Genomic DNA, 25,208 nt, shown 5'->3' with positions numbered 1-25,208 from the left:
TGCTGAGAATAGGGAAAAAACAATGAAGTTTTGTAACACACCGGAGGCCGATCCCCGTGCCCACTTGGCAATGTATCGAAAATTGTGGTGCTTGCTGCCACCTCGAACCAGGCGATCGCCCGGACCTAGAAGACTACCTCACCCCCGAGCAACTAGAGCAGTATTTGGCAATGGTGGGAGCTGATGGCTGGTGTATCCACTACAGCAAAACTAGCCGCAAATGCACAATCTATGCGGACCGACCCCGTTTCTGCCGCGTTCTCCCCGAGACCTTTACCGAAATGTTTGATATCGCCGGCGAAGAACTCCAACAGTTTGCGATCGACTGCTGCCTCGAACATATCGAAAGCATCTATGGAGACGAAAGTCCAGAAATGGAGCGCTATGTCACTAAAGTCGTCAATAGTGGGCTTTGAAAACCAAGAGTAATCTGCAAAAAAAAGAGTACCAGCCCAAGGAATCTGGTACTCACCACACAATCAGAAAATAGATCATGCTTTTTATACTGCAAAAACTCAAATGACAGTATTGTCCCTAATCCCAAGATGACGAATCAGAGTAGGGATCCCCTTCAAAAGGCTGTACACCTACTTCTGGTACAGGCTCTTCATTAGGAGAAAAAATGCGATTAATCGCTTGCAAAACATACTGGAAAAGCTGCTCTAAAGTCTTCATCATTGCTGTGCCTCATCATATCCAATACAAAATTAAGATGATATCTATGGCGAGCGGATCGCCTACATTTTTCTCCGTATGCTGAAGTTATTAACTGGTGATCTTTACCAGGCTTCAGCTCTAAAATCCATTATTAAATCAATTCTTTCCTTGACGTTAATCTAGTTGTGATTCTTGAAATTGCTTTAGGCTTCAAAAAGAATCCCAAGTAAGCACTCTATTTTTTGTAAAGAATGAGCAAGCTCTCTCACAAAAAAAATCCCCAATTATTTTATGAATCAGGGATCAAACTGCAAATTCTTTTCAGTTAAAAAATAAGTGGTGTAAAAGGCTAATTCATCATAGCTCTTTAACTTCTGAGGTGATTTTTTCTACCATGTCTTTAGCACTACCGAAAAGCATCATGGTTTTATCCTTAAAAAACAACTCATTCTGAACTCCAGAAAAACCTGCGCTCATGCCACGTTTAATGACGATGGTCGTTTTCGCTTTATCTACTTCTAGAATTGGCATCCCGTAAATGGGACTACCTTTGTCATGGCGAGCTGCAGGATTTACCACATCATTGGCACCGATCACTAAAGCCACATCGGTATTGTCAAACTGTGGATTGATATCATCCATGTCATAGAGCTGATTGTAGGGCACATTGGCTTCTGCAAGGAGCACATTCATGTGACCAGGCATCCGACCCGCCACCGGGTGGATGGCATATTTCACTTCAACGCCTTTTTTTTCTAGCATATCGGCCAGTTCTTTAACCGAATGCTGGGCCTGGGCCACGGCCATGCCATAGCCAGGAATAATCACGACACTACGGGCATAGCCGAGCATCATTGCACTTTCTTCAGCATCTACACTCTTGATAGAACCTTCAATTTCACCATCGTCACTGCTCACTACGGCACCACTGTCACTACCGAAGCCAGCGAAGAGCACATTGGTGATCGAGCGATTCATGGCCTTACACATGATTTGGGTCAGGATAATCCCCGATGCTCCCACCAGCGCCCCGGCAATGATGAGCATATTGTTGCCGACGACAAAACCGGCAGCACTAGCTGCTAGGCCAGAGTAGGAGTTTAGGAGGGAAATCACCACAGGCATATCACCACCGCCGATGGGAATCACAAACAGTACCCCAAGCCCTAGGGAAATACCCACTAAACCCAGAAAAATATTTGGGTCTGGATGGATAAAGAGGTAGACACTGCCTCCCAGAAATCCGGCCAGGATGCCAAAATTGACCACCTGCTGGGCTGGGAAAATCACCGGGCGGCCAGGCAGAATGCCCTGTAATTTGCCAAAGGCAATCAGGCTACCAGTGAGGGTGACCCCCCCGATCAGTACCCCCAAAATAATCGTTAGGTTGGTGGTCACTGCCAGGGTTTCACCAAGGGAAAGCAGGCGCCAAAATTCGGCGATCGCCACCAAGGCTGAAGCGGCTCCCCCCAGACCATTGAACAGCCCTACTAATTGGGGCATGTCGGTCATTTCTACTTTTTTGGCGGTGATGATGCCAATAATCGTACCGACAGCGATTCCAGCAGCAATCAGGCCATAGTTGAGTACCTGTTTGTCGAGCAGGGTCGCTACCACTGCCAGTAACATCCCCACAGCGGCGATCGTATTCCCTTGACGGGCAGTGGCTGGAGAGCCTAGTTTTTTTAAGCCAATAATGAATAGACAGGCAGCGACGAGATAGCTCAGTTCAATGCCATTGGTTAATAAACTATCCATCGTCTAGGCCTCCTTTTTCTTAAACATTTGCAGCATCCGGTCAGTGACCAGGAAGCCACCGACAACATTAATCGTGGCGCAGACCACGGCGATTAAACCGAGGATGACCGTTAAATTGAGCTGATCTTCCCCAGAAACCAAGAGAGCACCAATGACAGCGATCCCCGAAATCGCGTTGGCCCCGGACATAAGAGGTGTGTGGAGGGTGGGTGGAACCTTATTGATTACTTCAAAACCCACAAAGGAAGCCAAAACGAAAACGAAGAGGCTACTGAGTAGTGTTGCTGTGGTCATGGACAGTCAAAACTCCTGGAAATAAAGTGAATACACGGCATTAATTGAAACAATTGAGATGGCCACCATTGGTTGGTCATGGGGTTGGCAAACTTGATCCCTAGACAGTGACGGTCATTTGCTGGAGAGCATCCTTCACCCGTTGATTTCGAATGGTCCCTTGGTGAGTGACACAGACCGAATCGAGAATGTCATCCTCAAAATCGAGGTTGATTTCATTTTCGGGAATCAGCAGTTGCAGTAGGGTGGCCATATTTTTGGCAAACATTTGACTGGCATGGATGGCCACCGTAGAAGGGAGGTTAATCGGTGCGATGATCGTCACCCCGTGGACCAATACGTCCCGCCCAGCTTCACAGCCTTCACAGTTCCCCCCCTGTTCTCCGGCCAGATCGATAATCACAGAACCTGGTTGCATCCGGGCGATCATGTCATCGGTCACCAGGATGGGCGCTTTCCGGCCGGGCACTTGGGCGGTGGTAATCACCACATCGGCGGTGGCCACATGGTCAGAAATCAGAGCCTGGCTTTTCTTTTTAGAATCTTCGGAAACTTCCTTGGCATAGCCTCCGGCGGTGGCGGTTTCTTCTTCGAGTTGGACTTCGACAAATTTTGCCCCCAAGCTCTGCACTTCTTCTTTCACGGCGGGTCGGATATCAAAGGCTTCGACGACAGCTCCCAGTCTTCTAGCGGTGGCGATCGCCTGGAGACCCGCTACCCCAGCACCGATGACAAACACCTTTGCGGGGCGGATGGTGCCTGCCGCAGTGGTCAACATCGGGAAAAATTTGGGCAGGGTTGCCGCAGCCAGTAATACAGCTTTGTAACCAGCGACCCCGGCCTGGGAGGACAAAACATCCATACTCTGGGCACGACTGGTGCGGGGGATCAACTCCATGCCCAGGGCGGTGATTTTTTTCGCCGTCAGTTGCTGAATCACTTCCGGCTGTCCCAGGGGATTTAATAGACTGGCGACCATCGCCCCTTCTGGTAGGGTTTCAATTTCCTCAGGGGTCGGCACAGCCACTTTCACCACGATATCTGCATTTTGCCAGAGGGCTGGGCGATCGCCGGCAATTGTCCCCCCGACTTCTTCATAGGCTTGATCCGAAATTAATGACGCTTCCCCAGCACCAGCTTCTATGTAAATTTCCCAACCTTTCTTTACGAGACGGGCCACCTGATCCGGCGTGAGCGCGACCCGGCGTTCTCCGGCAGCGGTTTCCCGAGCAACAGCAATTTTCATAAACACTCCTTAACGAGACAATAGCGACAGACTGAACGGTAGGTGTAGAGAACTTTCAGTAGCAAAACCTTTAAACCTTCAGCCGTAACGGATCGTTCATTGCTCCCTGGTTCTGTTACGGCATCTTTCCGCAGTGTAGTGCCATCTTTTCCTTGTCGGCCGCCTCTGTAATGTGTCTTAGCAGTTTTTGTAAACCTCTGTTGCATTGGCACTTTTAGATTGAGATTTCGTCGAGGGAGTTGCTGAAAACGCAAACTTTAGTCACAATCGGTTACAGACTCTGAAGGCCCCTGTGAATATGCAATTCCTCCGTTCTCCTCTCTCTCGCTTGGCGATCGCCACTCTATTGTTCGGCAGTGGTCTAACCCTGATGCCCCAAGCCGCCGATGCCCGTAAGACCTGTGGCTCTTTTACCTTTAACTGGGGTGGTACTATTCCCCAAGGGGATATCCTCAAATGCGCCGTGGAATATGATTCTGGGGCCCGTCGCCGCGATCGCTATTACCTCGAAATCCGCAAAAGCAAAGTCACAGACCGTTTCCAAACCTTTGAATTAAGCTTTCCCGACGACTTCGATGGCCAGATCAACGATACCCAGGTACGGGTACGAATCAATGGCCGTGAGGTCGCCCTAAACCAGGACGCAACCGCTTGGGATCCCCAAAGTCTACCGGGAGAAAATGCCTCTGCTCAGGGTCAGGCCCTCCTAGAAAGCTTTGCAACCAGTACCTCCCAGACCTCAGCGCGGGATGGTGAACTTACCTTCGTCGATGGCCAATTGGTTTTCGTTGACGCGGCAACCCTCGCCGAACAGCAGGCTACTCAAACGAACCCCAACGCCACCTCAATGGCGGAAAATAATCCTCCTGCCGCAGACGAAAGCGAGGAGAGAGACTCCGGCCCCCGGAGCCGTTCTCTGGTGGTGACCCTCGCAGAACCAGTCAATCTCGAAAGTGAAATCGAAATTATCCTCGATGATGTCAGAAACCCTTCCCGGGGTGGGATGTATGTCGTAACCGCCTTTGCCCGTAGCCAAGGCGCCCCTCTCCCCAGTCGCTTGGGGTCATGGATTATTGATGTTGGTTTCTAAGCCTGCTTGAGCAACGATTGCCTGCGAGATTTTTTGGGGTTGCTGCGAGTTCCGTTGACGGGCAAGGTATAATTAGAGACTGTCATTTTTGATTTTTTCGGCAAGGCGGCGATCGCCCCCGGAAAGATAAATCATTTCCTAAGGAAATAAAGGAGGACTTCCATGACCAAACGCACCCTAGGCGGCACCGTCCGCAAGCAAAAGCGCACTTCTGGTTTTCGGGCACGCATGCGCAGCCACACCGGCCAAAACGTTATCCGTGCTCGCAGAAAAAAAGGCCGTCATCGCCTTACTGTCTAGTCGAAGCGCAAACCGTTATTTTGGTGAGGAGACCTGGGTCTACCTCACTCTCATTTTTTTGTGGGACTGCCAAAAGTACATCGTCTAAAACACTGGCGCGATTTTAAAACAATCTACAGCCAAGGTAAACGCTTTCGGGGTAACACCCTGGCGATTATTCTTTTGCCCCAAGCCACTGCCCCGACCCAAGTCGGCATCAGCATCAGCCGTAAAGTCAGTAAAAAAGCAGTGGTCCGGAACTTGATTAAACGTCGCATTCGCCATGCCTGTCGCACCCTACTGCCCAGTCTGGAACCCGGTTGGCAAATTATCATTGCTGTACGCTATGGGGCCACGGAATGCGAATATGAACATTTTTTGCAAGAATTAAAAAGGTTACTCATACAAGCCGAGGTATTCCATGGGCATTAAAGAAGATGTGGTTTATGAGGGAGGCCCCCATATTGGTGATCTCATTTTTAATATTTTGTTGGGGTTCACCGTCATTTGTTTACCTTTGACGGTAGGGGCAATTGTGCGGGCTCTGTGGCTACGCTACCGGATCACCAGTCGGCGGATCTCGATCACTGGCGGCTGGCAGGGGCGCGATCGCACGGATATTATTTACAGTGAAGTGAAAAAAATCACCAAAATTCCCCGGGGTTTTGGTCTTTGGGGCGATTTAATTGTCACCCTCCAGGATGGCAGCCGTTTGGAGCTGCGTTCTATGCCTAACTTCCGTGAGATTTACACTCACATTGCCGAAAAAGCAGCAGACCGCACCGGCATTCCTATTGAGGCGATCGCCGCTTAGTTAACCCGGGATTTATAGGGAGAAAAGCCAGCAAGTTAGCCCCTTTCTCCCAAGGCTTTTTTAAAGAAATCATTAAAAATAACAACTAAACCCATTAAACTAACCCTTAACAACTCATAGTTAGACGAACTTCAGACGCATGGATTTTGGGATCGGATTTTTATCAAACAATGTGATGTTGCCAATCCTAGATTTTTTCTATGGCATTGTGCCCAGCTATGGCTTTGCAATCATCGCCTTGACCCTTGTGATTCGATTTGCCGTTTACCCCTTAAGCGCCAAATCGATCCGTAGTATGAGACGCACCAAGATTACCCAACCGCTGATGCAAAAGCGGGTCAAGGAAATCCAAGAGCGCTATAAAAATGACCCAGCACAGCAACAGGCCGCAATGGCGGAGGTCTATAAAGAGTTTGGTAACCCCCTCGCCGGCTGTTTGCCAATCTTGTTACAGATGCCGATTCTCTTCGCCCTGTTTGCCACCTTGCGGGGGTCGCCTTTTTCCAACATTAACTACACCGCTAACCTGCAGATTCTTCCCAGCGAAAAAATAGAGCAGATTCAGCCCCAGGCGGTAAACGTTAAGACCCAAAATGTTTATTTCGATAGTGGTGTCCACTATCCAGTGACCCTATCACTACCGGCAGGAAACAAAATTGGTGTCGGGGAAAGTACCCAATTTGTACTCCAGAGTGAATCAGGCAAGGATTTTGCGACCTTAGCCGCAGAATATCCAGACAATAACCTCATGCCTATTTTTGAGGTAACGAAAGGCCAAGAGCGGGTTGAACTCCAACCAGATGGAACCCTTGTGGCCCTCGCACCTGGCGATGTAACTGTACAGGTGAGTGTCCCTGGAATTGCTGCAGATAAAGGTTTTTTGTTCATTGAAGCCCTCGGTCGCATTGGGGTCAATGGCGATGATGGCATCCACTGGGACATCCTCGGGATGGTGCTGTTCTTTGGGGTGAGTTTATATATCAACCAAACCATTTCTGGTGGTGCTCCTACCAATAACAGTGGTGGGAGTGATCAGCAGCAGCAGGCCCAACAAACGGTCAACAAAATTACGCCGTTAATTTTTTCGGGCATGTTCCTCTTTTTTCCGCTGCCAGCCGGGGTCTTGATGTATATGACAGTAGCCAACGCCTTCCAGACGGCTCAAACGTTTATTTTGACCAAAGAACCTCTACCGGAAAACTTACAAAAGTTGGTGGATGAACAGGAAAAGGCGGAAAAAGGGCGTGATAATCTACCCTTTGAACGTAAGGGCGGCAAGAAAAAAGAAAAAACCTCAGGTTAAGCAGAAGATACATGAACGAGACCAAAATCCAACAGGGTCAAACCTGGCTTGAGACGCTTCTGGGGCTGATGGCCCTGCCAGCAACGGTAACGGCCGAAATAAAGCAGGACCTAGGGGGGGAAGCTTCCCTTTGGCTGACGGTGGATCCCCATTCCCTCTCGGAAATTCAACGCCAAAAGTTGATTGGTGATCGTGGCCAAATGCTTGATGCAGTGCAATATTTAGCCAATATCACCTTTAACCATCATCTCCCTAAGGAAGAACAGTATCCTCTTACGGTGGATATTGATGGTTATCGAGCAGCTCGTCGCGGTGAACTGGAGGCGATCGCCACAGCAGTTGCCCAGCGGGTGGAGGCCACCGGAGAGCCAGAAGCCATTGAAAATCTGTCCTCGGCGGAGCGGCGACAGATGCATAGCTTTTTTAAAGACTTTCCGCTGCTCAAGACAGAGAGCCAAGGCCAAGAACCCCACCGACATCTCATTGTGCAATTGGCCTAGCAGTTGCCAGGCCAGTGAATCTGAATCATCCGGAAGAAGGCGGGCCTAGACCCGTCTTTATTTTTGGGAATTTTGGGGTAGGATGGGGCTGTTCAACCCTGTGTAACTGGAGTTTTGAGGCAAATGGAGCGTATTTTTATTCCCCGGCTATTGAAAGTGCCTCAACAGCAGGAACGGTTTGTTTTTGAGGAATCTCTGGCCGAATTAGCCACCCTGACCCCCGTGCGGGGGGAAATGGCGATCACCCATCGCCAAACCTATCTAGAGGTGACCGCCCGGGCCGAAACCATCGTTACCCTCAGCTGCGATCGCTGCCTCCAGCATTACAACATGCGTCTCAATGTAGACCGCACGGAGTTGATCTGGCTCCAAACACACAATCCCGAAGACTTACCAGCAGAACGGGAAGTAAGCCTTGAAGACTTGGACGAATCCCTTGATCCCCACGGCTATTTTGACCCCGAAACCTGGCTTTATGAGCAATTTTGTTTAGAGATGCCCCTCCGCAAAGTCTGTGATCCCGAACGCTGTCCGGGGGCAGACCCCACTGGAGCTGAGGTGATGCCTCAAATAGACGCTCGTTGGGCCAAGCTCGCTGACCTCAAAGAACAATTATCTTCGTGAGGCCTCTGGTACTCAGCTTCTAGATAGGGTGTGGCGCTCCCCGTGGCGGGAGCTAAGCGGGAATGATCATCAAGAACCCTTGGTATTCAGGAATTTTCCCTTTAAGCTTAAACATGCAAGCTTGATCCTCTGCCTGAGTCCATTGCCCTATGACCTTCCGTGAAGAATTCACCCTGCTGCTCCGGGCCTGTTATCCCCTGCTTTATATCCCGACCCTCGAGGAAGAACGGGTCGAAGGGGCGATCGCCCAATGTGCCACTAGCCTGGGTCAGCGGACGGTATATACCTGGGATTTTGTCGATGGCTACCAAGACAACCCCAACAACACTGGCTTCGGTAAACGCAACCCCCTCCAGGCCCTAGAATTCATTGAAAAGCTGCCAGCCAATGTGGGAGGAATCTTTATTCTGCGTGACTTTCAGCGGTTTCTCGAAGATGTGGCGATCGCCCGCAAATTGCGCAACTTGGCCCGTCGCCTCAAGGCTGAACCCAAAAATATCGTGATCATTGCCCCAGAGGTTAAAATCCCCGCCGATTTGGCGGAGGTGTTGACCATTATTAAATTCCCTCTGCCCACAGCCAGCGAAATTCGCACGGAAATCGGACGGTTGCTCCAGGGGGTTGGTCAACCCCTAGACGAGGCCCTCCTGAGTGAACTGGTGCGCGCTGCCCAGGGGCTTTCCCTCGAACGAATCCGCCGTGTTCTTACCCTCAGTCTTGCTAACCATGGCCAAATTCAAACAGACGATGTGGAATTGATCCTTGCCGAAAAGCGCCAGTCGATCCGTCAGACCCAAATTCTTGATTTTTACCCTGCCACCGAACAAATTTCGGACATTGGCGGCCTCGATCAGCTGAAAGAATGGCTCCTCCGTCGGGGGGGAGCGTTTAGTGAAAAGGCCCGAGAATACGGCTTACCCCATCCCCGGGGGTTATTGCTCGTCGGGATCCAAGGTACAGGAAAATCCCTCACGGCGAAGGCGATCGCCCACCATTGGCATCTACCCCTCCTGCGCTTAGATGTGGGCCGACTGTTTGCGGGTCTTGTGGGAGAATCAGAATCCCGCACCCGACAGATGATCCAACTGGCCGAAGCCCTGGCCCCTTGTATTCTTTGGATCGATGAAATTGATAAAGCCTTTGCTGGGGCAGATGGCAATAGCGATGGCGGCACCACCAGTCGTGTCTTTGGCACTTTTATTACCTGGTTGGCGGAGAAACAAAGCCCTGTGTTCGTCGTCGCCACGGCTAACAAAATTCACACTCTCCCCCCTGAAATGCTACGTAAAGGCCGTTTTGATGAAATCTTTTTTGTCGGCCTCCCTAGCCAAGCAGAACGGGAAGCAATTTTTAACGTACATCTGTCCCGCCTGCGCCCCCACAACCTGAAAAATTACGATATTAAACGCCTGGCCTATGAAACCCCTGATTTTTCTGGGGCCGAAATTGAACAAACCCTCATCGAAGCCATGCACCTAGGCTTTAGTCAAAACCGTGACTTTACCACCGATGATGTCCTAGAAGCAGCCAGCCAAATTATTCCCCTGGCGCGCACTGCCAAAGAACAGATTGAATTTCTTCAACAATGGGCCACTTCTGGCAAGGCTCGTCTAGCCTCGCGACAAAATTTTCTGAATCCCTAGGACCCGAGAAATCGTCTACTATAATGCTCTTTAGGGGCGGTTTTTTGATGTTGTCGGTGTCCCGGTCGGAGAATTGGTTTTTATGAATATTTCCAACGTGTTTCAGTTTATCCTCGGTTTCTTGCTGGGGGTATTTCTCCTGATGGTGGGGAGTGTTGGGGCCGCTTATTATTTTTTCAACCGCATGGCTGCCACTCCTCCGAAACCGGTTTTTTCTTCTGAGGCGATCGCCCCCCCTGAACCGGCCCCTACTCCTGAACCTGAACCCCAAGCAACAGAACCAGATCTAGCACCGATTATTGCTGAGCCAGAGGCGATCGCCGAAGAAACGCCAGAAGAAGAGGAAGAGGCGGCCGCCGAAGACACAGAATTGCCCCCCGGTGCTTACGCCGCAACGGTCACTTGGTCTGATGGTTTAAGCCTGCGGGCGGAGCCTTCCCTAGAATCGGCCCGCATCGGCGGCATTAATTTTAATACCCAGGTGACAGTGCTCGGCACAAATGACGATGGTTCTTGGCAACAAATTCGCCTAGAAGATGGTACTGAAGCTTGGGTTAGAGCCGGAAATTTGCGGCAAGCGAATTAATGGCAAGAGCTCAATGATAACCTATGGGATCTGGTCAAAAAAACGACATTGAAATTTCTCTCACTTTAGTCAAGAATCATATCGTTTGATTGATGCAGCACCACAACTCTTACTAGGATTAATAATTATAGAGTGTTGAATAAATTTTTCCGAGCATAATGCTTTCTTGGTTGAAAGGGACATGCGGTTATTTTTGGAGTAAGCATCCTTATTTGCAGCTAGAAAGACCATATTTGCTTCTAGCGCTAATTCTTTTCGGATATTTAGGCAATTATTTTAAGCTTAGTTTATTTTTTGGCATTGATTTTTTATTCGGCTCCATTGCAGTTTGGCTGACACTTTTTTTGTATGGGCCTTTTTGGGCGATCATCGCTGGGATGATCGCCAGTATCCATACTTTTTTTCTCTGGCACCATAGCTATGCGATCGTCACTTTTTGCCTAGAAGTTTTATTCGTCAGCTTCTTTTGGCAACAGAAACGACAGAATATCAATATCACTTTTTATAATGCCATTTATTGGTTGCTCATCGGATCACCACTTATTTTCTTGACTTATTTCTTTCTGTTAAAAATGCCAATACAGGCAGTGATAACCGTTGCACTAAAACAATCGGTGAATGGTATTTTTAACGCTGAAGTTGCCAGTTTGATTGTGGGTTATATTCCCTTTTGGCGAAATATTGCCCCCCGTCGTTATCGACAGCACCATTCTTTACGACAGATTGTTTTTAATATTTTATTGGCTTTTATTGTTTTTCCGATTTTGACCTTAATGGTTCTCAACGGACAGGAACGATTTCAGGCCATTGAACAGAGTATTGATGAAATTTTGGTGGAATTCAGCCAATCTCTCACAGAGGAAATCACCCTTTGGGAAACAAGTTTTCTAGAGACAAGTGGTTATGTGGCAGAAGTTATTGGGGAGAATGGTCTTACCTCAGCGCGTACCAGTAATGCAATTCGTGGGCTCCAGGCAATTTCCCCTGAATTGCACCATATCATTGTGTTTAATCCAGAAGGGGAGATCGTTGTTTCAACCCAAAATCAAGTTAATGATGCTTCCATCCCAACGGATGAAGAAATTCGTCAGCAGGTGCAAACTTATTTCCAAAATTCCCTGCCAGGTCAACGGGGAAAAATGGCTATGGTTCACCAACATCCGGGACATTTGCACATTGAATATGTGATAGGGCTGCCTAATGATGCGGGGGCGTTATATTTCGATGTGAATGCGGCATACCTGGCGGAGTTTCTCCAGCAAAAACTCCACGCCGTGCGCCAGTATCCCCTCCGGGCGATCGCCATTAATCCAGACAATAACCGCGTGATTGCCGACTCCGCTGGATTGGATCCCCCAGGGGAAACCTGGAGCGCCTATGACCAATGGAATGACCAGGCCCTTTCTGACCAAAGCACTATTTTTCTGCCTCCCATCAGCCCGGGTAGGTCGGCCATGAGTCGCTGGCGTCAGGCGGTAGGGGCGATCGTCCGGCCCTTAGAAGAGACGTTACTCCCCGCTCAGCTTTGGTTAACCGTTGAACTGGCCCCAGAAATTAATAATCTGGAAGCCTACTACATTCGCAGCTTAACCATTGTTTTGGTACTGCTCTTGGTGGCTGTGGCGACCGCTGAAAAAATTAGCCGTTGGTTGACTGCTCCCCTCAATCAACTCAGTCTGATGACCACAGATATCCAGACGCAGCTCCAGGATGCCACCGAGGTCGCCCCTCCAAAAAGTCAAATTCGCGAGTTTAATCGGCTTAGCCACAACTTTGGGATGATGCTGCTCACCCTAAGGCAACAATTCCAGTCAATCCAAGCGACGGCCCAAAACCTTGAAGCCCAGGTAGAAGCGCGCACCAAAGCCCTTTCTGAAGAGATCCAACAACGGCAGATCATTGCCCAACAGCTCCGGCAAAGCGAAGAACGCTATGAATTGGCGATCGCCGCTACTAATGATGGTATTTGGGACTGGGATTTAGAGACAAACCAGGTTTATTATTCTCCTACTTGGCTGGAAATTCTCGGTTACCCAGCCATCGACAACGCCCCCAAACTCGGTGACCTTGATTTTTGGGTCAGTCACATTCACCCCGAAAGCCTGGTTCAAGTGCAAGAGGCGATTGAAGCTCATTTGCAGGGCCTGACAAAAATTTATCAAAATACCCACCGTATCCATCACTGTGACGGAAACTACCGCTGGATTCTGAGTAAGGGCAAGTGCGTCAGGGATGACCGGGGCAAACCCTACCGGATGGTAGGTACAATTACGGACATTACCGAAAAAGTCGAAGCTGAGGGCCAACTGCAACTCGCAAAGGAAGAAGCCGAAGCCGCCAACCGTGCAAAAAGTGAATTTTTGGCCACCATGAGCCATGAGATTCGCACACCGATGAATGCGGTAATCGGCATGGCAGAGCTTTTAACAGATACCCATTTGACGGAGCAGCAGCAAGAATTTGTTGAAATTATTCGCAGCAGTGGCCACAATCTCTTGGCGATCATTAACGATATTCTGGATTTTTCCAAAATTGAGTCTGGCAAATTTGAGCTGGAACTCCAACCTTTCGATCTACAAGCCTGCATTGAGGGCTGTTTAGATTTGATTGCGACCCGGGCGATCGCCAAACCAATTTACTTGAGCTATTACATCGAGCCAGATGTACCCCATTGGCTTACAGGAGATGTCAAACGGCTCCAGCAAATTCTGCTGAATCTCCTGGGGAATGCGGTGAAATTCACCAATCAAGGCGATGTCTCCCTCTGGGTACAAACTGTACCCTGGCCTCATTTGGCCGCAGATCACGTTTCGCTCCGCTTTATGGTGTTGGACACAGGGGTCGGGATTTCTCCAGAGCAGATGCCGCGCCTCTTCCAGCCCTTTAGTCAAGGAGATGCCTCCACCTCCCGGCGCTATGGAGGCACGGGCTTGGGTTTGGTGATCTGCAAACGCTTGGTTGCCTTGATGGGAGGGCAAATTTGGGTAAAAAGCGGCGAAATGAGCACCGGGCAAATTCCCCCCATACCGGGGCCGCCAACGCCCCCGGCTTTGCAATCGGTGCCGATCAAGACGATGTTTTCATGCCAAATTCCTTTTCCGTTGGCGGCTTCCCCTGGGGCGATCGCTCCACCCCCAGCTGGTCTTCGAGCCAAAACATTACTGCTTCTCCATCCCAGTTCCCTAGTCGCCCAGGGAATCACCCAATGGCTGGCCCCGTTGGGGATCACAATTTTTCACACCACCAGCACCGCCACCGCCTTAGACATTCTGAGCAATCAATCTCCTCCAGATATTTTGTTGGTAGAAACCCAAGCTGCTCTGGTATCCAGCAACTTTTTCCAACAGGCACAGAAGGTGAGCGAAAATTTTGATCTGGCGATCGTCACGATTGCGCCACCCCTTAGTTTGGCCCCAGCCAATGAAGACCCCGCGTTACAAGCTTTTTTACAACTGAGCCAACCGCTTAAACAAGAATCCCTCTACCATTACCTCACCCTAGCCCTCACCGAAACAACGCCCATGGCGGCGGTGGCCTCTCCTTCCTCCCTTGACGGAACCTTTGGGCAGACCTATCCTCTGCGCATTCTTTTAGCAGAAGATAATATCGTCAATCAGAAGGTGGCCCTCAATATTCTCAAACGCATTGGCTACGAAGCGACGGTGGCGACCAATGGCCAAGAGGTGCTAGATCGCCTGGAGCATCAAAGTTATGATGTAGTTCTGATGGATATTCAAATGCCGTCAATGGATGGTCTTGAAGCAACACGCCAAATTCGCGTCCGGTATGGGTCTAATCCCCAGTCCCCGGGCTATCCCTGGATTATTGCCATGACTGCCAATGCGATGCAGGGCGATCGCCAACTTTGCCTTGATGCTGGCATGAATGACTACCTCAGTAAGCCAATCCAGATTAAAAAACTACTCCACGCCCTCAAGGCTGCCCACTGCCGCAACCAGGTTAGTCCCAGCATGCCCCACTCCCCCCCTTGTTAACGCCATGGCATCCCAACCGTCTGCCGCCGATGAAATTGACCTGAAGGGCCTTGCCGAATTGGTTAGCTATGACCTGGAGGTGATGCGAGATTTGGTCGAAACTTTTTTGTCAGATACCCCGACATTGCTGACTGCGATGGCGGTGGGCCTTGCCCAACATAGCCAACCGGAAGTTGTCCGCAATGCCCACACTCTAAAATCTAGTAGCCGCCTGTTTCGTTTAGAACAATTTGCCCACCAGTGCCAAGCGTTAGAGACGGCAGCAACGGCGGCGGATTGGGCCCTGGTGACGGCGCTGCTCCGGCGTTTAAATCAGGACTACCAGGCGATCGCCATATCCCTCACCGACCAACTGCCCAAACTTGAATCAATGTTTTAAACCTGTCTTTACTCCCCTGATTACGGAACCGGAACCCATGACCATTGCCGTTGATCTCATCCTTACCCATAAATATCATCCCCACCCCCAAGAGCCTGTCCAGGCAGATCTCAAACTTCCGTTAACCGCCGCAGAACGACAAAAAAGCCGCCAACGCCTCGAACTGGAGACAGGCCAAGCGGTGCATTTTAATCTCCCCCGGGGCAGCCATATCCACCCCAATGACTATTTTCAAACCGCCGATGATCAGACCCTGGTGCAGGTAACCGCAAAGCCCGAAGCAGTGATCACGGTGACCGCGCCGACGTCTTTATTGCTCCTAAAAGCCGCTTACCATCTAGGTAATCGTCATGTGCCCCTAGAGGTACAACAGACCTATCTCCGGTTTTCCCCAGACCATGTGCTCGAAGGAATGCTCTCCCAACTGGGGTTACAACTCCAAGGGGAAATCGTGCCTTTCTTCCCGGAGGAGGGGGCCTATGGTCACCATCATTAAGGCTTGTAGTAAAGCAAAATCCTGGATGTTTCCTGGGGTATAAACCGCCAACATTGGGCGATCGCCTCAACTATACTGAGAAATGATCCTCTCATCACTATTTTTGCCCACCACGCATGTCCACGGAAACGGATTTACCGACCCTCCCTGCCACTGATATTCCACCGATAGAGGGGGCGATCGCTTCCCCCCAAACGACCGCTGGTTTTGGCCCCGTATTGCGCAACCCCCAATTTCTTGTGCTCTGGATCGGTCAAATCTTTTCTCAGTTAGCCGACAAGATTTACCTAGTGCTGATGATTGCCCTCATCGCGAGTCATTTCCAAGTGGCGGCCCAAGGGATTAGTAGCTGGGTCTCTGCGGTCATGATTGCTTTGACAATCCCAGCCATTTTATTTGGCTCCGTGGCAGGGGTTTATGTGGATCGCTGGTCCAAGAAAGGAGTTCTGGTGGTCTCCAATCTTCTGCGGGGACTGTTTGTACTGAGCTTGCCAGCCTTGCTGTGGTTTGTGCAGGATCAACCAGATTGGTGGGAATTGCCCCCTGGCTTTATTTTGCTCCTGGGCATGACCTTTCTTGTCTCCACTCTGACACAGTTTTTTGCCCCGGCGGAACAGGCAGCTCTGCCTTTAATTGTTGACCACAAATATCTTCTGGCCGCCAATTCTCTTTACACCACCACCATGATGGCCCTGCTCATTGTTGGTTTTGCGGTGGGGGAGCCCCTCCTCGGCTTGACAGATCAACTTTTGGCCCATTTCGGTATTCCGGGGGATTGGGGAAAAGAGCTGGTTGTGGGTGGGGGCTATGCGATCGCCGGCCTAGTACTGCTGGCTCTCAAAACCAATGAAACCCCCAAAGACCGTCAACAGGAACAGCCCCATGTATGGGCCGATATTCGCGACGGCCTGCGTTACCTCAATGACAACCAACGGGTACGCAATGCCTTGATCCAGTTGGTGATCCTTTTCGCTGTCTTTGCAGCCCTGGCGGTGGTTGCAGTCAGTTTGGCAGCCCAGATTCCGGGCCTCAAAGCAGAGCAATTTGGCTTCCTCTTAGCTGCTGGGGGGGTCGGTTTAGGGATTGGCGCTTTTTTCCTCGGCCATTGGGGAAATCACCTCCCTTACCGAACTTTGAGCTTTTGGGGATCCATTGGAACGGCGATCGCCCTCCTTGCCCTTTCCTTCTCGACCCATAGCCTGATTTTTTCCCTGCTGAGCACCACTGCCCTCGGTTTTTTTGCCGCCCTCGTGGGCGTACCAATGCAGACAACCATTCAGCGAGAAACCCCAGCAGCACTACGAGGAAAGGTTTTTGGTTTACAGAATAATGCTGTTAATATTGCTCTATCTTTACCCTTGGCCTTAGCGGGAGTAGCAGAAGCCCTCTTTGGCCTGCAACCTGTGCTCCTCGGCCTCTCAGGATTGGCGATCGCCGGCGGCGTACTAAACTGGTGTATCTCGCGAAAATCCTAACCCTCAACCCAGGATCTCCAATCAATGCATGTCGCTTGGCTCGGTAAAAAATCTCCCTTTTGTGGCAATGTCACCTATGGCCGTGAAGTGACTAACCACCTCCTGGATCGAGGCTATAACGTCAGTTTTCTTCACTTTGCCCAACAGGAAGAAAGTGAACAGGTTTGGCGAGATTGCCCAGAGGTGTTTCTCCCCTTCCTCTACAAGTCCCAGATTTACACCATTCCCAGTCCCAAATCTAGCCAAGTGTTGATGGAAGCCCTCGAGAAATTCCAGCCCGATTTAGTCCATGCTTCCCTGACCCTGTCCCCCCTTGATTTTCGTTTACCAGATATTTGTCGCGAATTAAATTTGCCCCTAGTCGCCACCTTTCATCCCCCCTTTGACAGCAAATTACGTAATCTCCAATCCAGCACCCAGTATCTGACCTATCAACTCTATGCCCCCTGTCTGGCTAACTACGACCGGGTAATTGTTTTTTCTGAAATCCAAAAGGATATGTTGGTGAAATTAGGGGTTCCCCAAGGTACAGTGCAGATTATTCCCAATGGGGTTGATGAACAAAAATACTGCCCGGCCCCCAGCACCTATCGACGGAGCCTCAAGGCAAAGCGAGTGTTTATTTACCAAGGTCGCATTGCCCCCGAAAAAAACGTAGAAGCTCTTCTCAAGGCTTGGTGTGTGGCCAATATGGGAGAGGATTGCCTGCTCTTGATCATGGGCGACGGTCCCCTGAAAGCGTCTTTAGAATCGACCTATAATGACGACCAGGGCATTATCTGGCTGGGATTTGTCGGGGATGAAACCCAGCGTTTAGACTTACTCCGGGCGGCGGATGTCTTTATCCTCCCTTCCTTAGTAGAGGGGCTATCTTTATCGCTCCTAGAAGCCATGGCCTGTGGTCTAGCCTGTGTGGCCACCGATGCTGGGGCCGATGGAGAGGTTTTAAACCAAGGGGCGGGGATAGTTCTCGATACGAAGGGCGTGACGGGCCAATTAAAAACGTTACTGCCCCTCCTGCGTGATCAGGCAGAGCTGGTGACAATTCTTGGCCATAAGGCTCGCCAACGACTTCTAGAGCGCTACACCCTGCACAACAACATCAGTCAACTAGAGCAAACCTATCAAAGTCTCTGTCCTGCTGTGGTGGAGCCTCGCCATTATCCACTACCTGTGCAAAGCCCCTAGGGGGAAGATCTATCATAGAAAAGTAAGCTCCGATCGCCTAACCGTTGTTTTCCTATGGATCTAGACCAACAATTACGCTGCCTCATTGAGCAAGCGCCTCAAGATGGGACGATGCCCCGGGTCATGGAACAGGCGATCGCCCCTGTGCTCAAAACCTTTGCTGGACACTTGAAAGCGCAGGAATATTATGTTTGTCAGTCCTTAGGGGGAGATTGGCTAGTGACGACCCTTGCCCATCGAACAGACCCCCAACGAACAAAAACAGTTGTCTATGGCTTTGAAACCCTAGCCCTAGCTCAGCAGTCCCAGGGAGTTGATACGAATCCAAGCTTGGTTGCCCTCGCCGTCCCCGTTACCCACCTGTTGTTCAAGTTGTTTTCTCTGGCAGCTGTTGAGAGTGTGATTTTTAGTGAAACCCAGGGCAGCATTGAAATCCGTCGTCAGGAGTTGCAGCAGGCGATCCAAGAGAAGCTATTGGGCGATTTAGGCGATCGCCCCCAACAAACTCCCCCCAGTCAGTGGGCTTAGTAGACAACGGATTAGCTGGCGCTAACTGTTAGCCTTGGGCTCACTGGCTGCATTCTCAGTTTGCACCGCTGCTTCATCGCCGTTTCCTTCTTCAAGGCGGGCCTGCATTGATACCGTATTCTCGATTTTTTCCGCTTCTTTTTTAAATTCTTCCTGGAATTCATTGGACGCATCCTGGAAACTACGGATCGTCTTACCAAGGCTCCGGCCTATTTCTGGTAGCTTTTTCGGGCCGAAGATTAAGAGGGCAATGATAAAAATAAGGGCCATTTCTGGCAGACCGATACCGAAAATATTCATGGCAGTGGTGACGCTGGCGAAGATTTTTGCTGTTTTATTTTACCGTTGCTGGCGCAGATCGCCGGAAATTCGAGCGCAGTTGACCGCAGGCAGCGTCAGCTTCTAAGCCCTTGGAATAACGTACGGTGACCGCAATTTTGTGGTCTTGGAGGATCTGCTTAAACACGTTGATTCGCTTCTTCCCAGGCCGCTGGAAAGGAACTTCTGTGATGGGATTATAGGGAATCAAATTGACATGGCTCTGGAAACCCTTAAGCTGCTTCGCCAGTTCTGTGGCGTGGTCCGGTAGATCATTGACTCCTGCCAACAGAATGTATTCAAAGCTGATCCGACGATGGGTAATCGCCACGTATTCTCGACATTCATCAAGCAACTCCTGAAAAGGATAATGGCTAGCCGTCGGAATGATGGATTCTCTGAGGTGTTGGTTCGGTGCGTGGAGACTAACGGCAAAGGTGATTTGTAAATAATGGTCAGCCAGTTCACGAATTTTTCCGGGCACACCGACGGTGGAAATGGTGAGCGATCGCTGGCCAATGCCGATATCTTGGTTTAACCCATAAACTGACTTGAGTACTTGGTCGAGGTTTGCGAGGGGTTCTCCCATGCCCATGAATACCACATGGCTGACCCGCTGTTGAAAGTCTTCTTGGACAGTGAGCACTTGGTCAATAATTTCATGGGCCTGGAGGTGGCGAGTAAAGCCACTTTTCCCCGTGGCACAGAAGTCACAGGCCATGGCACAGCCCACCTGGGAGGAAACACAAACTGTCAGACGTTTTTCGGTAGGGATGCCGACAGTTTCAACAATCAAGCCGTCATGGAGTTTGAGGAGATATTTACGGGTGCCATCGGGGGCGGTGCGGTGGTGATGAATCTGCGATCGCCCGACGGGATAAGCGGCCATTTCTGCTCGCCAAGCCTTGGGGAAAACGGTTATTTCATCGAGACGATGGATACCCTTGTTGTAGAGCCAATCATAGAGCTGTTTCCCCCGGTAACTGGGTTGACCGGTGGCTTCAACCCAGTGGGTTAGTTCGGGGAGACTTTTACCGAGGAGGACATCTTGGGACATGGTTCGGGAGCAAAAGGCGATCGCCTTTTGCTGAAAATTTTTGCGTTCTTCGCTTCCATTGTGACATGGGCGGTCGGTAGGGTTGCTAGAATCCCCTAACGGTTGCGAAACTGTCCTTGATCTTGGTTGAGCGCTGACAAAGCTGCCTATGATGGAAAAGATAAATGTTTCCAAGAAAATCATGATCGGCTGGCTGCTAACGGGATTCTTACTGGCCTATGTGGGAGGTTGTGGTCTCCTTTTTTTTCAACAACGGCAGCTTATTTTTTTTCCTGAAGCACAGCCGCTAAATCCTATTCCTGCAACATTGACCCTGACCCATGAGGCGGTCACAATTCCGGTGGGCCAACAGCAGCATTTGACCGGCTGGTGGTTCCCTCCTCCGACCAACGGCCAAAAAGCAGTGCTTTTTCTCCATGGCAACGGTGGCCTGAGCGATCCTAATTTCCAGGCGATCGCCCTCTGGCAGCGGGTTGGCTATGGTGCCTTGGTGTTTAATTATCGCGGCTATGGTAGTAGTAGTGCGGGTTTTCCCCAAGAAGCCCAAGTCTATGAAGATGCGATCGCCGCCTATGAATTCCTCACCAGAGAAAAAAATATCCCAGCAGCCCAGCTAATGGTACATGGCCATTCCCTTGGCGGGGCCGTGGCCGTTGAACTATCCCGTCAGCGTCCTGTTGCCGGTCTTTTTCTGGAAAGCACTTTTACTTCCATGATGGCGATGGCCACCACTAAACCCCAGTATCGTCTTTTTCCCGTGCCATTCCTGCTCAAGCAGCGGTTTGACTCGGCCGCAAAAATTGCCCAACTTCAAGAACCTATTTTTATCACCCATGGCGCCCAGGATGATCTTGTTCCCCCAGCGATGGGTCAAAGTCTCTGGGCGATCGCCACAGCCCCAAAGCACTTTGTCCTGATTCCCGGAGCAGACCATACCAATGGGGCGATCACCGGGGAAACAGCCTTTAAACAGGGCATTGACTGGTTACAACAGATGACCGTTGCCAGCGGCAGCTAAAGGGAAAAAGGGCTCACCATTTCATTGATTGTGATCGCCTTCTTGAGATTCTATGACCAAACCGCGCTGCATTGCAGAAAGCCAGTATTAGCCTGACCCTACCGAATCAAACCAAAAAACTTTAGGGGCAGTGTTGGTGGCAATGGCGACTGATTCTGAACGCAAGTTCAATGAAGATAGCAAATAAATTTACTGAATCTTTTTTTCTTGATGGTTCGGTATTCCTTAGGATGTTAAGGATAAGAAGTCAAAGGGGATGGCGTAAAGTATATTGATACCTAACCCTGGGTGCGCTTTCCTGCTCGTCAAGCGATCGCCTCGCTGTATTGCCCCAGTCCAGTAAAATTCTTGAATCACTGAACCTGAGCCGACTCTAGCAATATATTCCCCAAGACCCTTCAACAGTTAAACCACTGCCTCAGACCTCCAGAACTAACCTCAACTAAATCATTAGCGCCACTATGGGCTGTTCCTCCCCTAAGCTATCGTCCGACTTACAATGCCATCTGGCCTACTGGCAGCCCCTGAATGCAGAAATCCTTTGGATTCAGGACCAAACAGGTGCTTGCATCGATTTTTATGGGCAACAGAAAATTATTCGGGATAGCGATCGACAGACAATAATTGGAGAACAGGTGTTTACCCAATGGTTCGATGTGGCCCCCTATCCCTACGCCAATGCTCTACAGCAGACAACCCAAGGCAGTCCCGCAACCCTAGAGGGGACTTTTCGATGGGAAGACAAGGCGATTACACTCAAGCTGTTGCTGATGCCGCTCCCTGGTAGTCAACTGTTAGTTGTGGGTCTTCCCCGAGCGACACATAATCCAGTACTGCCTTTGTCGCCTTTGGCTCACCAAAAAGCCCTAACGCAGATTGCTCGAAAAATCCGGAGTACCCTCGATTGGGTGGTTATTCGTCAAGAGGCCGTTAATGGTATCGGGGAAACCTTACAAGTCAGCCGCTGTTTACTCTTAGCAACCGATGAAATGCAGCAGAGCCTGCGGGTTGAAGCTGAATATCGCCAACCTGAAATGAGCTCTTGTCTAGGGATCCAGTGGCGATCGCCTAATAATTTGATATTCGAACAACTCGCCCAAACTAAAGAGCCCCAGCAGACTGATGTGTTTCACGCTGTCCTCCCCGATAGCCAATCGATACTCATCGTCCCGACCCTCTACCAAGGCAGTGTTAATGGTTTAATTTGCCTCCAACAGTGCAATTACCCCCGGGAATGGCAAGAGGTGGAACAGGAATTTGCCCAGGAAATCGCTGAACAATTGGGAACGGCGATCGCCCATGCCACTCTTTATAAAGAACTAGAACATCTCCACCAGACTGCCACCGAAGCCACCCGCCTCAAAAATGACTTTCTCGCCAGTACTACCCACGAACTGCGCACCCCCCTCAACGGGATCATCGGTTTTTTAAAGCTGATCCTCGATGAAATGGCCGATGACCGCACCGAAGAACTTGAATTTGTGGGTGCCGCCTACGAAAGTGCCCTCCATCTGCTGAACTTAATTAACGACATCCTCGACATTGCCAAAATTGAAGCTGGCAAAATTGACCTTGAATTTCAGCCCATCAAGCTCACAGAACTACTAGATAACCTCAATAACTTTGCCCGTCCTCAACTCCAAACCAAACAGCTCACCTGGGATATTCATATCCCCGAAAGTCACGATGACATCATCCTCTACACTGACTATCGTCGTATTTTCCAAGTCCTCCTCAACCTCGTCAGCAACGCAATCAAATTCACCCCCAATGGCGGCATTACGATCGATGTGGAGCTTGTTTTTAAGCCCATCACCTATGGCGATCGCCAATTCCCTGGGGTTGCTAAAATTAGCGTAATTGATACAGGTATTGGCGTTGCCTTGGATATGCAGACCAAGCTCTTTGAAAATTTCTCCCAAGTGCGGGGTGGCCATACTCGTCAGTATGGAGGTACTGGCTTGGGGCTGGCGATTTCTAAAAAACTCGTAGAGGCCTGTGGCGGCAAAATTTCTTTTTACAGCATGGGTGAAGGTCTGGGTTCAACGGTTACTTTTTCGGCTCTTCTCCACCAAAAACCCATTCTCAAACAGAGCCATCATCTGGATTCTCAAAGCATCATCTCGACCGCAGAGAGCCCAGCAAACCGTTACAATGGACTGTAAATATTAAAGAAACATTACATTTAGTTAACTGAAAAATACGTGGATACAGCTTGGCAATTTGATTCGATCGAGGATGCCCTCAAGGACATTAAAGCCGGACGCGCCGTTGTGGTCGTGGACGATGAGAACCGCGAAAATGAAGGAGACATTATCTGTGCGGCCCAACATGCGACCCCAGATATGATTAATTTTATGGCTGTGGAAGCCCGGGGGCTCATCTGTTTAGCAATGACGGGCGATCGCTTAGATGTCTTGGATCTGCCACTGATGGTCCACAAAAACACTGACAGTAATCAGACTGCTTTTACGATCAGCATCGATGCCCATCCCCGCCTTGGGGTAAGTACTGGAATTTCTGCCGAAGACCGCTCCCGGACGATCCAAGTGGCGATCGATCCCACCGCTCGCCCGGAAGATCTCAATCGCCCTGGTCATATCTTTCCCCTCCGGGCTCGCAATGGCGGTGTTCTGAAGCGAGCTGGCCATACCGAAGCAGCCGTTGATTTAGCCCGACTAGCAGGCCTATATCCGGCGGGGGTTATTTGCGAAATTCAGAATAATGATGGTTCCATGGCCCGGTTACCCGAGCTGGTAGAATACGCGCAAAAATTTGATCTCAAGATCATCAGTATCGCTGACCTGATTTCCTATCGCCTCAAGAATGACCGCTTTGTCTACCGAGAAACAGTGACGAAGTTGCCAACGGAGTTTGGGCAATTTGAAATCTATGCCTACCGCAACACCATGGATGGCACGGAACATGTGGCGATCGTCAAAGGGAATCCCCAGGATTTTGCAGACCAACCAGTGATGGTGCGAGTTCACTCAGAGTGTTTGACGGGGGATGCCCTGGGCTCCCTGCGCTGTGATTGCCGCATGCAATTGATCGCCGCCCTCAAAATGATTGAAAATGCGGGGCAAGGGGTTGTGGTTTATTTACGCCAAGAGGGGCGCGGCATTGGTTTAGTCAATAAACTCAAGGCCTACTCTCTCCAAGATATGGGCTTAGATACTGTAGAAGCGAATGAACGACTGGGTTTCCCGGCAGATCTACGGGACTATGGTGTGGGGGCGCAGATGCTCAATGACCTAGGGATCCATGCGATTCGTTTAATCACGAATAATCCCCGGAAAATTGCGGGCCTTAAAGGCTATGGCTTAGAGATGGTAGACCGGGTACCGTTGTTGATCGAGAGTAATGATTTTAATACTCGTTATCTCAATACTAAAGCTCAGAAGTTGGGCCATATGCTCTTGCAAACCCACCTGGCAACGATCGCCCTCCGTTGGCAGGGAAAAGATAATGTCACCCAACGCTATGAACACCTAGAACGGTTACGCCATTCAGCCCAAGCCCAACATTTGCTGGTGCGTGAAGAAGCTCGCCCTGTGGCCAGTGCGGTGTTCTCTAATGCGCCTTTAATTGTCCACTTGGGGTTTGACCAGGCAAAACTTGCTGTCGCTGATTGGTATACCGATGCCCAACACCCTTATCTCCAGGCGATCGCCACCATTCTCAACGAAATCTACCAGTGGCCTGATCTGACGGAGCTAGAATTTATGGTCGCCACGGGGGAAGATCCGATGACAGGTCTACAAATCCAGCTAGACCGGGAATTTCTCCCTTGGCCTGAACTACCGACTTTTATCTCTGCAATGGCCCTCAAAACTCAGGTCATTTATCATTTCCAACGACCCAAATCAGCGTAATTTCAGCGCAACTGGCCCAGGAGATTAGCCACATCAATCCTTTTCTCTGAGTTCACAAGGCCCATTAATCCAAAATTCAGACCCA

The 25,208-nt window shown here is 50.1% G+C and carries 24 protein-coding genes; 19 read left to right on the top strand and 5 right to left on the bottom strand.

The features are described 5' to 3' along the window. The first annotated feature begins 56 nt into the window (after positions 1 to 56). Positions 57 to 416 (top strand): YkgJ family cysteine cluster protein, encoded by a 360-nt coding sequence (locus ACZ45B_RS04125; RefSeq protein ID WP_024546002.1) that lies wholly within the window; start codon positions 57 to 59, stop codon positions 414 to 416. A 598-nt stretch (positions 417 to 1,014) separates the two neighbouring features. Here the strand turns inward: ACZ45B_RS04125 and ACZ45B_RS04120 are convergent. The 3 genes from ACZ45B_RS04120 to ACZ45B_RS04110 all read right to left on the bottom strand — a co-directional run bounded on the left by ACZ45B_RS04120 (position 1,015) and on the right by ACZ45B_RS04110 (position 3,955). After that, positions 1,015 to 2,415 carry an NAD(P)(+) transhydrogenase (Re/Si-specific) subunit beta gene (locus ACZ45B_RS04120; RefSeq protein ID WP_024546003.1) on the bottom strand — a complete coding sequence of 467 codons (1,401 nt, stop codon included), beginning with the start codon at positions 2,413 to 2,415 and terminating at the stop codon, positions 1,015 to 1,017. Between the two features lie 3 nt (positions 2,416 to 2,418). Continuing rightward, positions 2,419 to 2,709, bottom strand: coding sequence for an NAD(P) transhydrogenase subunit alpha part 2 (locus ACZ45B_RS04115; RefSeq protein WP_024546004.1), 291 nt, complete (start codon positions 2,707 to 2,709; stop codon positions 2,419 to 2,421). A gap of 100 nt (positions 2,710 to 2,809) precedes the next feature. Then, the gene (locus ACZ45B_RS04110) at positions 2,810 to 3,955 is read right to left on the bottom strand and encodes a Re/Si-specific NAD(P)(+) transhydrogenase subunit alpha (RefSeq protein WP_024546005.1); all 1,146 of its coding nucleotides are present in this window, start codon (positions 3,953 to 3,955) and stop codon (positions 2,810 to 2,812) included. A 298-nt stretch (positions 3,956 to 4,253) separates the two neighbouring features. Here ACZ45B_RS04110 and ACZ45B_RS04105 point away from each other — a divergent pair, with 298 nt between their 5' ends. From ACZ45B_RS04105 to ACZ45B_RS04035, 15 genes are all read left to right on the top strand, one after another. Next, a complete protein-coding gene (locus tag ACZ45B_RS04105; RefSeq protein WP_024546006.1) occupies positions 4,254 to 5,045 on the top strand; it encodes a DUF2808 domain-containing protein in 792 nt (263 codons plus the stop codon). A 162-nt stretch (positions 5,046 to 5,207) separates the two neighbouring features. Continuing rightward, positions 5,208 to 5,345: a 50S ribosomal protein L34 gene (rpmH, locus tag ACZ45B_RS04100; RefSeq protein ID WP_012306615.1), complete on the top strand. Its 138-nt coding sequence runs from the start codon at positions 5,208 to 5,210 to the stop codon at positions 5,343 to 5,345. 60 nt (positions 5,346 to 5,405) lie between these two features. Further along, positions 5,406 to 5,756, top strand: coding sequence for a ribonuclease P protein component (gene rnpA, locus ACZ45B_RS04095; protein ID WP_024546007.1), 351 nt, complete (start codon positions 5,406 to 5,408; stop codon positions 5,754 to 5,756). Continuing rightward, positions 5,746 to 6,138: a PH domain-containing protein gene (locus tag ACZ45B_RS04090; protein ID WP_024546008.1), complete on the top strand. Its 393-nt coding sequence runs from the start codon at positions 5,746 to 5,748 to the stop codon at positions 6,136 to 6,138. The genes rnpA and ACZ45B_RS04090 overlap by 11 nt, the downstream gene beginning before the upstream one ends. Positions 6,139 to 6,277: 139 nt before the next feature. Then, positions 6,278 to 7,441, top strand: a complete 1,164-nt coding sequence (gene yidC, locus ACZ45B_RS04085) for a membrane protein insertase YidC (RefSeq protein ID WP_096416913.1) — start codon at positions 6,278 to 6,280, stop codon at positions 7,439 to 7,441. 11 nt (positions 7,442 to 7,452) lie between these two features. Further along, positions 7,453 to 7,941 carry a Jag family protein gene (locus ACZ45B_RS04080; RefSeq protein WP_024546009.1) on the top strand — a complete coding sequence of 163 codons (489 nt, stop codon included), beginning with the start codon at positions 7,453 to 7,455 and terminating at the stop codon, positions 7,939 to 7,941. 123 nt (positions 7,942 to 8,064) lie between these two features. Next, the gene (locus tag ACZ45B_RS04075) at positions 8,065 to 8,565 is read left to right on the top strand and encodes a YceD family protein (protein ID WP_024546010.1); all 501 of its coding nucleotides are present in this window, start codon (positions 8,065 to 8,067) and stop codon (positions 8,563 to 8,565) included. 149 nt (positions 8,566 to 8,714) lie between these two features. Continuing rightward, entirely contained in the window at positions 8,715 to 10,208 is a 1,494-nt protein-coding gene (locus ACZ45B_RS04070) for an AAA family ATPase (protein WP_024546011.1), read from the top strand. Positions 10,209 to 10,290: 82 nt separating this feature from the next. Then, a complete protein-coding gene (locus ACZ45B_RS04065) occupies positions 10,291 to 10,794 on the top strand; it encodes an SH3 domain-containing protein (protein WP_024546012.1) in 504 nt (167 codons plus the stop codon). 344 nt (positions 10,795 to 11,138) lie between these two features. Beyond that, on the top strand, positions 11,139 to 14,789 hold the full coding sequence (locus ACZ45B_RS04060) for a hybrid sensor histidine kinase/response regulator (RefSeq protein WP_158505987.1): 3,651 nt from the start codon (positions 11,139 to 11,141) through the stop codon (positions 14,787 to 14,789). A gap of 4 nt (positions 14,790 to 14,793) precedes the next feature. Beyond that, complete coding sequence (locus tag ACZ45B_RS04055) at positions 14,794 to 15,168, top strand: Hpt domain-containing protein (RefSeq protein WP_024546014.1); 375 nt, start codon at positions 14,794 to 14,796, stop codon at positions 15,166 to 15,168. Between the two features lie 37 nt (positions 15,169 to 15,205). Next, positions 15,206 to 15,664, top strand: a complete 459-nt coding sequence (ureE, locus tag ACZ45B_RS04050; protein WP_024546015.1) for an urease accessory protein UreE — start codon at positions 15,206 to 15,208, stop codon at positions 15,662 to 15,664. 116 nt (positions 15,665 to 15,780) lie between these two features. Further along, entirely contained in the window at positions 15,781 to 17,139 is a 1,359-nt protein-coding gene (locus ACZ45B_RS04045) for an MFS transporter (protein ID WP_024546016.1), read from the top strand. Between the two features lie 24 nt (positions 17,140 to 17,163). Next, positions 17,164 to 18,327, top strand: a complete 1,164-nt coding sequence (locus ACZ45B_RS04040; RefSeq protein WP_024546017.1) for a glycosyltransferase family 4 protein — start codon at positions 17,164 to 17,166, stop codon at positions 18,325 to 18,327. 54 nt (positions 18,328 to 18,381) lie between these two features. After that, positions 18,382 to 18,855 (top strand): hypothetical protein, encoded by a 474-nt coding sequence (locus ACZ45B_RS04035; protein ID WP_024546018.1) that lies wholly within the window; start codon positions 18,382 to 18,384, stop codon positions 18,853 to 18,855. A 21-nt stretch (positions 18,856 to 18,876) separates the two neighbouring features. Here ACZ45B_RS04035 and ACZ45B_RS04030 read toward each other — a convergent pair whose 3' ends face one another. Both ACZ45B_RS04030 and rlmN read right to left on the bottom strand, forming a co-directional pair. Further along, complete coding sequence (locus ACZ45B_RS04030; RefSeq protein ID WP_024546019.1) at positions 18,877 to 19,155, bottom strand: TatA/E family twin arginine-targeting protein translocase; 279 nt, start codon at positions 19,153 to 19,155, stop codon at positions 18,877 to 18,879. A gap of 34 nt (positions 19,156 to 19,189) precedes the next feature. Continuing rightward, positions 19,190 to 20,230, bottom strand: a complete 1,041-nt coding sequence (gene rlmN / locus ACZ45B_RS04025) for a dual-specificity RNA methyltransferase RlmN (RefSeq protein ID WP_024546020.1) — start codon at positions 20,228 to 20,230, stop codon at positions 19,190 to 19,192. A gap of 181 nt (positions 20,231 to 20,411) precedes the next feature. On the opposite strand from rlmN, the gene ACZ45B_RS04020 reads away from it, so the two are divergent. From ACZ45B_RS04020 to ribBA, 3 genes are all read left to right on the top strand, one after another. After that, a complete protein-coding gene (locus ACZ45B_RS04020) occupies positions 20,412 to 21,248 on the top strand; it encodes an alpha/beta hydrolase (RefSeq protein ID WP_024546021.1) in 837 nt (278 codons plus the stop codon). A 461-nt stretch (positions 21,249 to 21,709) separates the two neighbouring features. Beyond that, positions 21,710 to 23,413 (top strand): GAF domain-containing sensor histidine kinase, encoded by a 1,704-nt coding sequence (locus ACZ45B_RS04015; protein ID WP_024546022.1) that lies wholly within the window; start codon positions 21,710 to 21,712, stop codon positions 23,411 to 23,413. Positions 23,414 to 23,452: 39 nt separating this feature from the next. Continuing rightward, a complete protein-coding gene (gene ribBA, locus ACZ45B_RS04010) occupies positions 23,453 to 25,123 on the top strand; it encodes a bifunctional 3,4-dihydroxy-2-butanone-4-phosphate synthase/GTP cyclohydrolase II (RefSeq protein ID WP_024546023.1) in 1,671 nt (556 codons plus the stop codon). Positions 25,124 to 25,208 lie beyond the last annotated feature (85 nt).

The sequence above is a fragment of the Picosynechococcus sp. NKBG15041c genome (assembly GCF_055380235.1).
Note: the sequence above shows the minus strand (reverse complement) of the source record. Positions and strands in the feature narration are given on the sequence as shown.